The sequence below is a fragment of the Streptomyces chattanoogensis genome, assembly GCF_001294335.1.
GTDB lineage: Bacteria > Actinomycetota > Actinomycetes > Streptomycetales > Streptomycetaceae > Streptomyces > Streptomyces chattanoogensis.
Genome location: NZ_LGKG01000068.1, coordinates 215570 through 228422 on the forward strand (window position 1 = coordinate 215570; position 12853 = coordinate 228422).

A 12853-nucleotide genomic window follows, 5' to 3' on the forward strand; every position below is an offset into this window, starting at 1 on the left:
CCCGGATGCACCCCCAGTGCACCCATGCACCCAGCCCCCCACGTGACGACAGGCAGGCACCCATGACCCCCTCGGCACACCGTCGGCGCAAGAGCCGTACCACCAAGCTGATCGTGACCGGCGCCGCCGTTGCCGTTGCGGCCGGCGGTGCGTTCGCCATCGCCGGTTCCGCCATGGCGAACAAGGCACCGGGCAAGGCACCGCAGACCGGCGGCGCCGCCGCGAAGGCCGGAGCGGGATTCTCCCCGTACGTCGACACCTCCCTCACCCCCGCGTACGACCTGGTGGATACCGCCCACAAGACCGGCGTGAAGACCTTCAACCTCGCCTTCGTCACCTCCGGAGGCGGCTGCGAGCCCAAGTGGGGCGGCTCCGGCGAGCTGGGCAACGACCCGGTGGCCAAGCAGATACCCGGTCTGCGCAAGGCCGGCGGCGACGTCCGGGTCTCCTTCGGCGGCGCCAACGGCTCCGAGCTCGGCCTGGCCTGTACGTCGGCGGACCAGCTGGCCGCCGCGTACGGCAAGGTCATCGACCAGTTCAAGCTCACCAAGGTCGACTTCGACATCGAGGGCGGCGCGCTGCCCAACACCGAGGCCAACACCCGCCGCGCCCAGGCCATCGCCCAGCTCCAGAAGAAGCACCCGAAGCTGGACGTCTCCTTCACCCTGCCCGTCATGCCCGAAGGCCTGACCCAGGACGGGGTGAATCTCGTCGCCGACGCCAAGAAGAACGGCGTCAAGGTCTCCGCCGTCAACATCATGGCGATGGACTACGGGGCCTCCTACGACGGCGACATGGGTACGTACGCCACCAAGGCGGCCACCGCCACTCAGGGCCAGGTCAAGAAGGCTCTGGGGCTGAGCGACGCGGCGGCGTGGAAGACCGTTGCCGTCACCCCCATGATCGGCGTCAACGACGTGCAGAACGAGGTCTTCAAGGTCGATGACGCCACCGAGCTGGTGAAGTTCGCGCGGGCCAAGCACCTGGGCTGGCTGTCGATGTGGTCCGCCACCCGCGACAAGCCCTGCGCCGGCGGCGGCAACTCCGCCCAGCCCACCTGCAGTTCCATCGACCAGAAGCCGCTGGCCTTCACCGCGGCCTTCGGCGCCTACACCGGCTGACCCCCACCGGCGGTCCGGCCACCGGCGGTCCCGGACCACCGTCCCCCGGCGGGGCGCAGCGCCTACCCCCCACCCGCTGCGCCCCGCCTCCTACGCTGTGCGGTGTGCCGAAGCCCCCGCCAGCATCCCCGCCACACCCCCGCGAGCGGTCGTTCGATGCCGTGCTCTGCGACCTCGACGGGGTGATCCGCTTCTACGACATGACGGAAGTGACGCGCCTGGAACAGGCGGCCGGGCTGCCGCCCGGCAGCACCGCGGCGGTGGGCTACGCCCCGGAGAACGATCTGCCGCTGCTGCTCGGCAGGATCACCCGGCGCGAGTGGGCGGCGTCGATCGTCCGCGGCCTCACCCCGCGCGTGCCGCTGCACCGCGCCCAGGCCCTGGCCCACGCCTTCAGCCACGCGGGCTTCCGGGCCGACGAGCCGGTCGTGGACCTGCTGCGCCGGGTCCGTGGGCACTGCCCGCTCGTCCTTGTCACCAACGCCCCGGTATGGCTGGACGAGGACCTGGCCGCGCTCGGCCTCGACGGCCTCGCCGACCACGTCGTCAACAGCTCCCGGGTGGGCATCGCCAAGCCGGACCACCGCATCTACGAGATCGCCGCCGAACGCGCCGGTGCCGTCCCCGGCCGCTGCCTCTTCGTGGACGACCGGCAGGAGAACGTCGACGCCGCGGCCGCGCTCGGCATGACGGGCGTGCACTTCCGCGGCGTCGGGGATCTGCGCACCGCCCTCGCCCCGGTCCTCACCCAGCGCCGCCGGCCCCGCCCCGTACGGCCTCCCGGAACGCGATCGGCGTCGTCCCGGCCCGCCGCTGGAAGAACTTGCTGAAGTTGGTGGCGTCGGCGAAGCCCAGGCGGTCCGCGATACGGGCCGCGGACTGGTCGCCGTGCGCCAGGAGGCGCTTGGCCTCGAGGACGACCCGGCGGTCGATGAACTCCTTCGCACCGACCCCGGCCCCGACCTCGGTGGCCCGGGAGAGGGTACGGGGCGCATAGCCCAGCGAACGGGCGTAGTCGGCGACCCGGCGGCTGTGGGTGAAGTCCCGCTCCACCGCGTCCCGGAAACGCACATACGTCGCGTTCCCCTCACAGGTCCCGTCGCCGCCGCCCGGCTGCCCGCCCGGATGCGCGGCCCGCAGGACGAGCACGGCCAGCAGATGCCGCAGCACCTCGAGATGGATCTCGAGCGGCAGCCCGCCCAGCTCGCCGAATTCCTGGTGCAGGGCGCGCATCGCGGCGTCCACCGCCCGCGCCGCCGCGCCCTCGGGATGGCGTACGGCCGGTCCGTACCAGTCCTCCACCCGGGCCGCAGCGGCGGTCGCCGCGTCCAGGAAACCGGCCTCGAAGAGCACCAGCCGCCCCTCCGCGCCGGTCAGATCGCCGAAGTGCTGCACCTGCCCCGGGCGCGACCACAACAGATCGCCGGGGGCGAGGACGTGCTCGCGGAAGTCGACGCAGTGCACCAGCCGCCCGCTGTCCAGGAGCAGCAGGTGGTGGAAGCCGGGGCGGTGCGGCGTGGACAGCCGGCAGGCGTCCGCGCGGTCGCGCAGCTCGGCGAGGGTCAGTACCTCGACACCGGCGGGCCGTCCCGCGGGCGCGGAGAATGCCACCTCCCGGATCTCCGGTACGGCCCGTCCACCCTCCTGCCGTTCCTGTCGCTTTTTGACCATCGCCGGTCTCCTTGCTACCCCGGAATGCCCCGCTCCTGCCCCTAGCGTAGAAGACGTCAGCACAACCGCTGACGGAAAGCGGAAGTCCGGTAGCTCCGAGCGCCGGACGTACACCACAGCTGGGAGACCCCCATGTCCACCACGATCGCTCTCTTCGGGGCCAACGGCACCATCGGCAGCCGCATCCTGGACGAGGCCCTGAGCCGCGGTCACCAGGTCACCGCGGTCGTCCGCGACCCCGCGAAGATCACCACGACCCACCCGAACCTGACCGTCACCACCGGCGACGTCCTCGACGCGGCGTCCGTCGCCGCGGTGGCCAAGGGCCGGGACGTGGTGGTCAGCGCGGTCGGCGGCGGGGGCGCCGAGGGCCATGTCGCCACCATCAGGCCCGCCGCCGAGTCGCTGGTCGAGGCGCTGCGCGGGCTCGGCGACGCGGCACCCCGGCTGATCTCCGTCGGCGGCGCCGGCTCGCTGCGCACTCCTGACGGCAAGCAGGTCTGGGACAAGGAGGGGCTGCCCGAGTTCCTGCTGGGGATCATGCACGCCCACGGCGACGCCCTGGACTACTACCGCACCGTCTCCGACGTCCGCTGGACCAACCTCAGCCCGGCCGCCACCATCGAGCCCGGCGAGCGCACCGGCAGCTACCGCACCGCCACCGAGGACCTGATCATCGACGCCGAGGGCGCCAGCCGGATCTCCGCCGAGGACTACGCCGTTGCGGTCGTCGACGAGATCGAGCGGCCGCAGCACGTGGGCGAGCGCTTCACCGTCGGCTACTGAACGCACCCGGAGAACACTCAAGGCCCCCGACCTGAGGTCGGGGGCCTTGACAGTGGGGTGAGTAACGGGACTTGAACCCGCGACATCCTGGACCACAACCAGGTGCTCTACCAGCTGAGCTATACCCACCATGACCGGTGCTGTGTGGTTCTTTTTCCCCACCGGCTGAGAAAAAGTGTACAGGGTCTTGAGGGGTGCTCGCTCCCGGGTTTCGCGGGCCCGGGAGCGAGCTGCGTCACTCCGGTGTGGCCTGCGGTTCGGCAGGCAGGACGTGCTTCGCCGCGATCGCCCTGGCGGTGTCGGAGTCCGGGCCCGGCTGCGGCACGAAGACCGCCTCCCGGTAGTACCGCAATTCCGCGATGGATTCGCGGATGTCGGCCAGCGCCCGGTGATTGCCGCTCTTGTCCGGACTGTTGAAGTAGGCCCGCGGATACCAGCGCCGGGCCAGCTCCTTCACGGACGACACATCGACGATCCGGTAGTGGAGATAGTTTTCCAGCGTCGGCATGTCGCGCAGCAGAAAGCCGCGGTCGGTGCCGACGGAGTTCCCGCACAGCGGGGCCTTCCCAGGCTCCGGCACATGCTGCCTGATGTACGCGAGCACCTGCGCCTCGGCGTCCTCGAGCGTCGTACCCCGGTCCAGCTCGTCCAGCAGGCCGGAGGCGGTGTGCATGGCGCGCACCACCTCCGGCATGGTGGTCAGTGCCTCGGCCGGAGGGCGGATCACCACATCCACCCCGTCGCCCAGCACATTCAGCTCCGAGTCGGTGACCAGCGCGGCCACCTCGATGAGTGCGTCATTCGCCAGCGAGAGTCCGGTCATCTCGCAGTCGATCCACACCATGCGATCGTTCATGCGTCTCACCCTACGGGGCGTTCCCGCTGGCTGGGCAGCACGGGGCGGCCCGCACCGCGCGGGACCGGCGCCTCCGGGAGCCGGGCGGCGAACGCGTCCGACGTCGGTTTCCCGGCGTCGCCCGCCTCCGCGGCGGCGGCCAGCGCCGCTGCCGCGCCGTGACCGGCCATCGCGGCGAACCGCTCCGGGCCCCCGGCCACCGGCCCCGGCCGCTCCGGCCGCTCGCTCCGTTCCGGGCGCAGCGCGGGCTCGGGAGCACCGCCCTGCGGCCGGCGCGCGCGGTAGGCCGCACGGTAGGCCGCGGGCGAGGCCCCCAGCTGCCGTCGGAAGTGGCCGCGCAGCGCGACCGGCGACCGGAATCCGCAGCGCCCGGCGACCTCGTCCACCGAATAGTCGGAGGTCTCCAGCAGCCGCTGCGCCTGGAGCACCCGCTGGGTGATCAGCCACTGCAGCGGAGCGCTGCCCGTAAGGGAACGGAAGCGCCGGTCGAAGGTGCGGCGGCTCATATAGGCGCGCGCGGCCAGGGTCTCCACGTCGAACTGCTCGTGGAGGTGCTCCAGCGCCCAGGCGACGACCTCGGCCAGCGGGTCGGCGCCGATCTCTTCTGGTAAAGACCGGTCCAGGTAGCGCTGGTGCCCCATATCGGAGGCGGTACGGCGCGGTGGTACGACGAGTCGGCGGGCCAGCGCGTTGGCCGCGTCGGCGCCGTGGTCGGTCCGCACGATGTGCAGACACAGGTCGATACCGGCCGCCGTCCCCGCGGAGGTGAGCACATCGCCGTCGTCGACGAAGAGCTCACGGGGATCCACATGGACGGACGGATAACGCTTGGCGAGCGTCGGCGCGTACATCCAATGAGTGGTGGCCGGACGGCCGTCGAGCAGTCCGGCCGCGGCGAGGACGAACGCCCCCGTGCACAGCCCGACGATTCTGGCCCCTTCTTCATGCGCGCGCCGCAGCGCGTCGAGCGCGGCGGGCGGCGGGGCCTGGGTGATGGATCGCCAGGCCGGTACGACGACCGTCCCGGCGCGGGCGATCGCCTCCAGCCCGTAAGGCGCGGATAGTTCGAGCCCCCCGGTCGTGCGCAAAGGCGCATCTTCGCCGGCGCACACAAGCAGCCGGTACCTCGGAACGCCGGCGTCCTGTCGGTCGATGCCGAAGACCGAGAGCGGAATGGAGCTCTCGAAAATGGGGCCGCCGCTGAAGAGGAGCACCGCGACTATTTCGCGGCGTCGTCGTGCGGCGAGCTTGCGTGCGGCATCTGGTACGGCAGCGGAGTCCTGGCTCATGGCACTTAAGCCCCCCTCGGTCGTCTCGCCCTCGCGGTCCTGCACAGTTCCCCCGCCATAGCTACCAAGATCGAATCTACTGTGTCCCGTGAGGATGGAGTGCCAAGTTCACCACCCGCTGGTATGTCGATATGGCAACTTGGCGCGAAGCATTCGATCACGAAGCGTTCCACTCGTCAGGCCTGCATGGGAAGTACGCGTCTCGGCTCTGCCCGTTCGCAGTAGGGCACAACCATGCCCAGCGGTCCTTTCCTCCCTGCTCACACCCAGGTTGGGGGGTGGTGGGGGCAAGGGGTGGATCCCGGCTAGAAGTTGGCTGAAAACGGTCGCGCGCACACTTGCGGGCGTCTCAATTGACCGGCGTACGCCGGTCGCAGTGGCGACCGCTTCCGTGCGCCCCAGGTCCCATACGTCCGCTTCTGTCCCGGTGCCGTCCGACCTCGCGGACCCGGACTCTGGCGGCGGTCCGTTCGGATTGCCGCAGCAGTGCGCGGGAGGCACAGGTCACCGCCGCGAGACCGGCGGCCGCGCCGGCCGCGCCGCCGACCGAGCCGCCGCTCATGATCAGTACGCACGGCACCACGACACAGCTGAACGCGCCCCAGCGCACCACATCGCTCACTGAGTCGGGTGATCTCTTGGACGGCGCGGGCATCGCGGGCTCCCTTCCGGCGGGCAGGTACTACAACGCCGCGGGCGATCATGGGTCACCGCGATGGGTACGTACGGGGGCAGGGCGGGGCATTGCCATCGGCGCCACGCTCCGGCATGCTCCGGGGAACGTTCGAGGCCCTTGACCCCCCTCGGCGGGCGCCCCGCGCCTGCGGCGGGATCTGGGCAGCGGAGGAGTGGCGCCGTACTCTTGGGGTATCGGCTTGGGAAGATGATTCCCAGTCGTATCGTTCCTCATTGAACTATGGCTCCCGCTCCGCGATCGAGCCAGCTCAGTCAACTGCCGGATCAAGTCAATCGCCGTTCCCCGTTCGCCCCTCCGCAAGAGGACGTCCTCGCCGAGACACCAATGGCCGGTCACGAATTCCCCGAACCCGCGGACCGCAAGCAGGTCGCCGATCCGATGGCGGACCTCGAAGCGGCGGAAGAGACCCGACGCTCCTGCGACCCCGCGTTCCGCCACGGCGTCGTGGTCGGCTTCGACGGTTCCATGTCGAGCGAACGCGCGTTGGCGTATGCAATCGGTATGACGCGGCGCTTCGGCTCCGGGCTGATCATCGTCCACGTGGCCAACCGGCTGCCGACGACCGTCTGGGCGGGCTGCGAGCCCCCGGTCTTCGTCGACGTCCCCGATCACCGCACCGAGGTGCTGGGGCTGGAGCTCGCCTGCGCCGACCACCTCTCCGAGGTCCCCTGGATCCTCGTCGAGCGCGGCGGGGACATCTGCCACGAGCTGGAGGAGGTCGGCCGGGAGTACGAGGCCGACGCCATCGTGGTCGGGTCCACCCATGGCCTCGTCGGCCGGATCTTCGGCTCGGTGGCGGGCCGGCTGGCGCGGCGTGCGCAGCGCCCGGTGATCGTCATCCCCTGATCGCTTCTCCTCGGCTTGCGCACAGTTGAGGGGGCGTCATGAGGATTGTGGGCAGCCCGCACGGCCGGCGGCCCGCAGAGGTGGATTGCACCCGGGTGAGGGGTAAAAGACCGTCACATGGTTCGCGGCACCGACGTGCTGCCCACCGGGAGGTGACGGTCTCCGGGGTGGCGGCATCCCGCCGGCGTATGGGCAACGCCGGCACAGGGGAGGCAGCGGCGTCGCGTGCGTAAGGTGGCACGCACGCGACGCAGCTGCTTTTGCGCCTGAACCGGCGCCGCTTTCGCGGAGGTGGTTGCTCGCCGCGGGGGTTGCTCAATTACCGCTTCGGTCGAACGGGCGGAATTATTCGACCGTGACCGACTTTGCCAGGTTCCGGGGCTTGTCGATGTCCCGGCCCAGTGCCAACGCCGTGTGGTAGGCGAGGAGCTGGAGCGGAATGCCCATCAGGATCGGGTCCAGCTCGGGCTCGTTCTTCGGGACCACGATGGTGTGGTCGGCCTTCTCCTGCTCCTGGTGCGCGACCGCCAGGATGCGGCCGTGGCGGGCCTTGATCTCCTCCAGCGCGGCGCGGTTCTTCTCCAGCAGGTCGTCGTCGGGGACGATCGCCACGGTCGGCATCGCGGGCTCGATGAGCGCCAGCGGGCCGTGCTTGAGCTCGGAGGCCGGGTAGGCCTCGGCGTGGATGTACGAGACCTCCTTGAGCTTCAGCGAGGCCTCGCGCGCCACCGGGTAACCGCGCACCCGGCCGATGAACATCATCGACTTGGCGTCCGCGTACTGCTTCGCCAGCTTCTTGATGTCCTCCTCGCTCTTGAGGATCTCGTCGATCTGGCCGGGCAGCTTGCGCAGGCCCTCGATGATCCGCTTGCCGTCCGCGACCGAGAGGTCGCGGATCCGGCCCAGGTGCAGGGCCAGCAGCGCGAAGGAGACCACCATGTTGGTGAAGCACTTGGTGGAGACCACGCAGACCTCGGGGCCGGCGTGCACGTAGATGCCGCCGTCGGTCTCCCGGGCGATCGCCGAGCCGACCACGTTCACCAGGCCCAGTACCCGCGCGCCCTTGCGCTTGAGCTCCTGGACGGCCGCCAGCACGTCGTAGGTCTCACCGGACTGGGAGACGGCGACGTAGAGCGTGTCGGGGTCCACGACCGGGTTGCGGTAGCGGAACTCGGAGGCCGGCTCGGCGTCCGAGGGGATCCGGGCCAGCTCCTCGATCATCTGCGCGCCGATCTGGCCCGCGTGGTACGACGTGCCGCAGCCCAGGATCTTCACCCGGCGCACCCCGCGCGCCTCGCGGGCGTCGAGGTTCAGGCCGCCCAGGTGCACGGTGGAGAAGCGGTCGTCGATCCGCCCGCGCAGCGCGCGGTCCACCGCGTCCGCCTGCTCGGAGATCTCCTTGTGCATGTACGTGTCGTGGCCGCCCAGGTCGTACGACTCGGCCGCGTACTCGACGGTCTCCGGCGTCGCCGTCGTACGGGAGCCCTCGGTGGTGTACGTGCGGTAGTCGTCGGCCTTGAGGGTGGCCATCTCGCCGTCGTCCAGGGTGACGACCTGGCGGGTGTGCGAGACCAGCGCCGCGACGTCGGAGGAGACGAACATCTCGTGCTCGCCGATGCCGAGGACGACCGGGGAGCCGTTGCGGGCGACGACGATGCGGTCGGTGAAGTCGGCGTGCAGGACGGCGATGCCGTAGGTGCCCTCGATGTGCCGCAGCGCGTCGCGGACCTTCTCCTCCAGCTTCTCGGCCTTCGAGCGGCCGATCAGATGGGCCAGGACCTCGGTGTCGGTCTCGGAGGCGAACTCCACCCCGTCGGCGGTCAGCCGGGCGCGCAGCTCGGCGGCGTTGTCGATGATGCCGTTGTGGACGACCGCGACCTTGCCGGTGACGTCCTGGTGCGGGTGGGCGTTCTCGTCGGTGGGCGCGCCGTGGGTGGCCCAGCGGGTGTGCGCGATGCCGGTGGTGCCCGCGAACCGCTTGGGCAGCCGGGACTCCAGCTCACGGACCCGGCCCTTGGCCTTGGCGGTCTTCAGGCCCGCGGCCTTGCCGGCGCCGCCGGCGTGGATGGCGATGCCCGCCGAGTCGTAGCCGCGGTACTCCAGACGCTGCAGCCCCTCGAGGAGCAGCGGAGCAACATCGCGTTTGCCGATATAGCCGACGATCCCGCACATATAGAGCGACCTCCGAGTGAATCGTGGTGACGGACGTTCCTGTGTCCTGCGTTCTTGATCTGTTCCGGTGTGCCCGGCCGCTCCGTCCGGCGTCTCAGCCGTAGACGAGGCGGCGCAGCTGGCGTATCGAGAGGGCCGGCGGGGTCACGGCGCGATGCGGCAGCTCGTGGGAGATCCGCTCGAAGATCGCCTCGTTGCGCAGCCCCTGGGACTGCAGCTCGCGGTGTCTGCGGCGGACGAACCCCTCGGTGGTCTCGTCGAAGTACGCGAGCACGTCCAGGACCACCCTGGCGGCCTCGCCGCGCTGTAGCGGCGTGCTGCGCACCAGGTGGTCGACAAGGTCCTCGTGGGACGAACGGCGATCGAGCACCCGTTGATACTGCGGGGCGGCGCCGGGATTCGCAAGAAATCTGCCCGCTATCGGGCAAGTCTCAGCAATGACGCCCGAAAAGTGGTCTAAACCTTGACCGTGTACGAGGCTCACGGTACGCATGGTCACCGTTCGGTCGCTCCATGCCATGCAGGACATGCCAGGCACACCGCGCAGATCACACCCGCTGTGCCCACCGCTCGCGAAGGGACCGTCGATGACACGACGCAGACTCCTGTTCTCGCTGCTGCTGGTCGCGGCGGCGGGGCTGGGAACCGCCGCCGCACCGAACCGGCCGTCCGCCGCCGCCCCCGAGTCCGCACCCGCACCCCTGACCCGGGTCATCCCCGCACCCGCCTCCGTACGGCCCGGCGGCGACCCGTACACGATCGGCGACCGCACCCGGATCCGCGTCCCCGGGGACTCCACCGAGGCCCGGCGGATCGGGGCCTATCTGGCGGGCATGCTGCGCCCGGCCACCGGACATCCCCTGCCGGTCACCGCCCAGGACGGCCGGGACGGCATCGTGCTGCGGCTCGGCGGCCCCGGGACGCGGGCGCTGGGCGCGGAGGGCTACCGGCTCTCCTCCAGCGGCCGCGCCGTGACCATCAGCGCCGGCCGGGCCGCCGGCCTCTTCCACGGCGTCCAGACCCTGCGCCAGCTGCTTCCCGCGGCCCTGGAGGAGGGCACCGGGCGGCCCGGCCCGTGGCGCGTGGCCGGCGGCACCATCGACGACTCCCCGCGGTACGCCCACCGCGGCGCGATGCTCGATGTCTCCCGGCACTTCTTCACCGTCGGCCAGGTCAAGCGCTATATCGACCAGCTGGCGATGTACAAGATCAACAAGCTGCATCTGCATCTCTCCGACGACCAGGGATGGCGGATCGCGATCGCCTCCTGGCCGCGGCTGGCCACGTACGGCGGCTCCACCCAGGTCGGCGGCGGCAAGGGCGGCTACTACACCAAGGACGACTACCGCGAGATCGTCGACTACGCCGCGAGCCGCTATCTGACCGTCGTCCCCGAGATCGACCTGCCCGGCCACACCAACGCCGCGCTGGCCTCCTACGCCGAGCTCAACTGCAACGGCCAGGCCCCGCCGCTCTACACCGGCACCAACGTCGGCTTCAGCTCGCTGTGCGTGCCGAAGAAGGTGACCTACGACTTCGTCGACGACGTCATCCGGGAGATCGCGGCGCTCACCCCCGGCCGCTACCTCCACATCGGCGGCGACGAGGCGCACTCCACCAGCCACGAGGACTATGCGGCCTTCATGGACAAGGTGCAGCCGGTGGTCGCCAAGTACGGCAAGACGGTGATCGGCTGGCACCAGCTGACCGGCGCGCGTCCGGCCAAGGGCGCCGTCGCCCAGTACTGGGGCTACGACAAGACCGGCGCGGCGGAGCGGCAGCAGGTCGCCGACGCCGCCCGGAACGGCACCGGGCTGATCCTCTCGCCCGCCGACCGCGCCTACCTCGACATGAAGTACGACAAGGACACGCCGCTCGGCCTGAACTGGGCGGGCTATGTCGGCGTGCAGCGGTCCTACGACTGGGACCCGGGCACGTATCTGAAGGGCGCACCCGGGGCATCGGTCCTCGGCGTCGAGGCACCGATGTGGACCGAGACCCTCAAGACTTCCGCACATCTCGAGTACATGGCCTTCCCGCGGCTCCCGGGGATCGCGGAGCTGGGGTGGTCCCCGGCGGACACGCACGACTGGCCGTCGTACCGGGAGCGGCTGGCGGCGCAGGGGCCCCGGTGGGACGCCATGGGGATGGAGTACTTCCGTTCGCCGGAGGTGCCCTGGCCGGCACGCTGACGGCCGGCGCGCGGGCAGGCGGCCGGCCCCGGAACGCCGCAGGGCCGGCCGCGGAACGGGGAACTACACCCCCAGCTCCCGCGCGATCAGCATCCGCTGCACCTCGCTCGTGCCCTCCCCGATCTCCAGGATCTTCGCGTCCCGCCACATCCGGGCGACCGGGTACTCGTTCATGAAGCCGTATCCGCCGTGGATCTGGGTGGCCTCGCGGGCGTTGTCCACCGCGATCTCGGAGGAGTAGAGCTTGGCGAGCGCGGCCTCCTTCTTGAAGGGTTCGCCGTGGACCAGGCGGGAGGCGGCGTCACGCCAGGCCAGCCGGGAGGTGTGGGCGCGCATCTCCATGTCGGCGAGCTTGAACTGGATGGCCTGGTTGGCGCCGATCGGCCGCCCGAAGGCCCGGCGCTGCTTCGCGTACGCCACCGACTCGTCCACACAGCCCTGCGCCAGGCCGGTGGCCAGCGCCGCGATGGCGATCCGGCCCTCGTCGAGGATGCGCAGGAACTGCGCATAGCCGCGGCCCTCCTCGCCCAGCAGGTTGGCGGCGGGGACGCGGACGTCGGAGAAGGACAGTTCACGGGTGTCCGAGGCGCTCCAGCCGACCTTGGAGTACGGGGCGCCGACGGTGAAGCCCGGGGTGCCCGACGGCACGATGACCGAGGAGATCTCCGGGGAGCCGTCGGCCTTCCGGCCGGTCACCGCGGTGACCGTCACCAGGCCGGTGATGTCCGTCCCGGAGTTGGTGATGAAGCACTTGCTGCCGTTGATCACCCATTCGTCACCCTCCCGCACCGCGGTCGTGCGCGTCGCGCCCGCGTCCGAGCCGCCGTCCGGCTCGGTCAGGCCGAAGGCGCCGAGCATCTCGCCGCTGCACAGCTTGGGCAGCCACGCGCGCTTCTGCTCCTCCGTGCCGAAGTGGAAGACCGGCATGGCGCCGAGGGAGACCCCGGCCTCCAGGGTGATCGCCACCGAGGAGTCGACCCGGGCCAGCTCCTCCAGGGCGATGCCGAGCGCGAGATAGTCGCCGCCCATCCCGCCGTACTCCTCCGGGAACGGCAGGCCGAACAGGCCCATCTCGCCCATCTGGCGGACGATTTCGTACGGGAACTCGTGCCGCTCGTAGTAGTCGCCGATCTTGGGGGCGACGACGTCATGCGCGAACGCCTCGACCGTGCGCCGGAGTTCTTCCAGCTCGGCGGCCAGACGGTGATCCAAGGACATAACTG

12 protein-coding genes and 1 tRNA gene are annotated in these 12853 nt (G+C 70.7%); 5 read left to right on the forward strand and 8 right to left on the reverse strand.

Annotated features, from left to right (window positions below; genetic code table 11):
• The first annotated feature begins 62 nt into the window (after positions 1 to 62).
• Positions 63 to 1121 (forward strand): chitinase, encoded by a 1059-nt coding sequence (locus ADL29_RS09955; protein ID WP_053923303.1) that lies wholly within the window; start codon positions 63 to 65, stop codon positions 1119 to 1121.
• 104 nt (positions 1122 to 1225) lie between these two features.
• On the forward strand, positions 1226 to 1951 hold the full coding sequence (locus tag ADL29_RS09960) for an HAD family hydrolase (RefSeq protein WP_053923304.1): 726 nt from the start codon (positions 1226 to 1228) through the stop codon (positions 1949 to 1951).
• Here the strand turns inward: ADL29_RS09960 and ADL29_RS09965 are convergent.
• Entirely contained in the window at positions 1866 to 2792 is a 927-nt protein-coding gene (locus ADL29_RS09965) for a helix-turn-helix domain-containing protein (RefSeq protein WP_053923305.1), read from the reverse strand. The two genes, ADL29_RS09960 and ADL29_RS09965, sit on opposite strands and share 86 nt — an antisense overlap.
• Before the next feature lie 132 nt (positions 2793 to 2924).
• Between ADL29_RS09965 and ADL29_RS09970 the strand changes: the two genes are divergently transcribed.
• Positions 2925 to 3578, forward strand: coding sequence for an NAD(P)-dependent oxidoreductase (locus ADL29_RS09970; protein ID WP_046927914.1), 654 nt, complete (start codon positions 2925 to 2927; stop codon positions 3576 to 3578).
• A 53-nt stretch (positions 3579 to 3631) separates the two neighbouring features.
• Here the strand turns inward: ADL29_RS09970 and ADL29_RS09975 are convergent.
• The 4 genes from ADL29_RS09975 to ADL29_RS09990 all read right to left on the reverse strand — a co-directional run bounded on the left by ADL29_RS09975 (position 3632) and on the right by ADL29_RS09990 (position 6378).
• A tRNA-His gene (locus tag ADL29_RS09975) sits at positions 3632 to 3707 on the reverse strand.
• 106 nt (positions 3708 to 3813) lie between these two features.
• The gene (orn, locus tag ADL29_RS09980; protein WP_046927915.1) at positions 3814 to 4434 is read right to left on the reverse strand and encodes an oligoribonuclease; all 621 of its coding nucleotides are present in this window, start codon (positions 4432 to 4434) and stop codon (positions 3814 to 3816) included.
• 5 nt (positions 4435 to 4439) lie between these two features.
• A complete protein-coding gene (locus ADL29_RS09985; RefSeq protein WP_053923306.1) occupies positions 4440 to 5723 on the reverse strand; it encodes a GlxA family transcriptional regulator in 1284 nt (427 codons plus the stop codon).
• 349 nt (positions 5724 to 6072) lie between these two features.
• Positions 6073 to 6378, reverse strand: a complete 306-nt coding sequence (locus ADL29_RS09990) for a hypothetical protein (protein WP_053923307.1) — start codon at positions 6376 to 6378, stop codon at positions 6073 to 6075.
• Between the two features lie 366 nt (positions 6379 to 6744).
• Here ADL29_RS09990 and ADL29_RS09995 point away from each other — a divergent pair, with 366 nt between their 5' ends.
• Positions 6745 to 7266 carry a universal stress protein gene (locus ADL29_RS09995; protein ID WP_046927917.1) on the forward strand — a complete coding sequence of 174 codons (522 nt, stop codon included), beginning with the start codon at positions 6745 to 6747 and terminating at the stop codon, positions 7264 to 7266.
• Positions 7267 to 7611: 345 nt separating this feature from the next.
• Here ADL29_RS09995 and glmS read toward each other — a convergent pair whose 3' ends face one another.
• On the reverse strand, positions 7612 to 9438 hold the full coding sequence (glmS, locus tag ADL29_RS10000; RefSeq protein ID WP_053923308.1) for a glutamine--fructose-6-phosphate transaminase (isomerizing): 1827 nt from the start codon (positions 9436 to 9438) through the stop codon (positions 7612 to 7614).
• A gap of 94 nt (positions 9439 to 9532) precedes the next feature.
• Entirely contained in the window at positions 9533 to 9808 is a 276-nt protein-coding gene (locus ADL29_RS10005) for a hypothetical protein (RefSeq protein WP_053923309.1), read from the reverse strand.
• A gap of 217 nt (positions 9809 to 10025) precedes the next feature.
• Here ADL29_RS10005 and ADL29_RS10010 point away from each other — a divergent pair, with 217 nt between their 5' ends.
• Entirely contained in the window at positions 10026 to 11630 is a 1605-nt protein-coding gene (locus ADL29_RS10010) for a beta-N-acetylhexosaminidase (RefSeq protein ID WP_053923310.1), read from the forward strand.
• A gap of 63 nt (positions 11631 to 11693) precedes the next feature.
• On the opposite strand, the gene ADL29_RS10015 is transcribed toward ADL29_RS10010, so the two are convergent.
• Positions 11694 to 12848: an acyl-CoA dehydrogenase family protein gene (locus ADL29_RS10015; protein WP_053923311.1), complete on the reverse strand. Its 1155-nt coding sequence runs from the start codon at positions 12846 to 12848 to the stop codon at positions 11694 to 11696.
• Positions 12849 to 12853: the final 5 nt, after the last annotated feature.

Coding starts and splice junctions, on each gene's coding strand:
- ADL29_RS09955 (WP_053923303.1), top strand. CDS start 63: ATGACCCCCTCGGCACACCGTCGGCGCAAGAGCCGTACCACCAAGCTG.
- ADL29_RS09965 (WP_053923305.1), bottom strand. CDS start 2,792: ATGGTCAAAAAGCGACAGGAACGGCAGGAGGGTGGACGGGCCGTACCG.
- ADL29_RS09970 (WP_046927914.1), top strand. CDS start 2,925: ATGTCCACCACGATCGCTCTCTTCGGGGCCAACGGCACCATCGGCAGC.
- orn (WP_046927915.1), bottom strand. CDS start 4,434: ATGAACGATCGCATGGTGTGGATCGACTGCGAGATGACCGGACTCTCG.
- ADL29_RS09985 (WP_053923306.1), bottom strand. CDS start 5,723: ATGAGCCAGGACTCCGCTGCCGTACCAGATGCCGCACGCAAGCTCGCC.
- ADL29_RS09990 (WP_053923307.1), bottom strand. CDS start 6,378: ATGCCCGCGCCGTCCAAGAGATCACCCGACTCAGTGAGCGATGTGGTG.
- ADL29_RS09995 (WP_046927917.1), top strand. CDS start 6,745: ATGGCCGGTCACGAATTCCCCGAACCCGCGGACCGCAAGCAGGTCGCC.
- glmS (WP_053923308.1), bottom strand. CDS start 9,438: ATGTGCGGGATCGTCGGCTATATCGGCAAACGCGATGTTGCTCCGCTG.
- ADL29_RS10010 (WP_053923310.1), top strand. CDS start 10,026: ATGACACGACGCAGACTCCTGTTCTCGCTGCTGCTGGTCGCGGCGGCG.
- ADL29_RS10015 (WP_053923311.1), bottom strand. CDS start 12,848: ATGTCCTTGGATCACCGTCTGGCCGCCGAGCTGGAAGAACTCCGGCGC.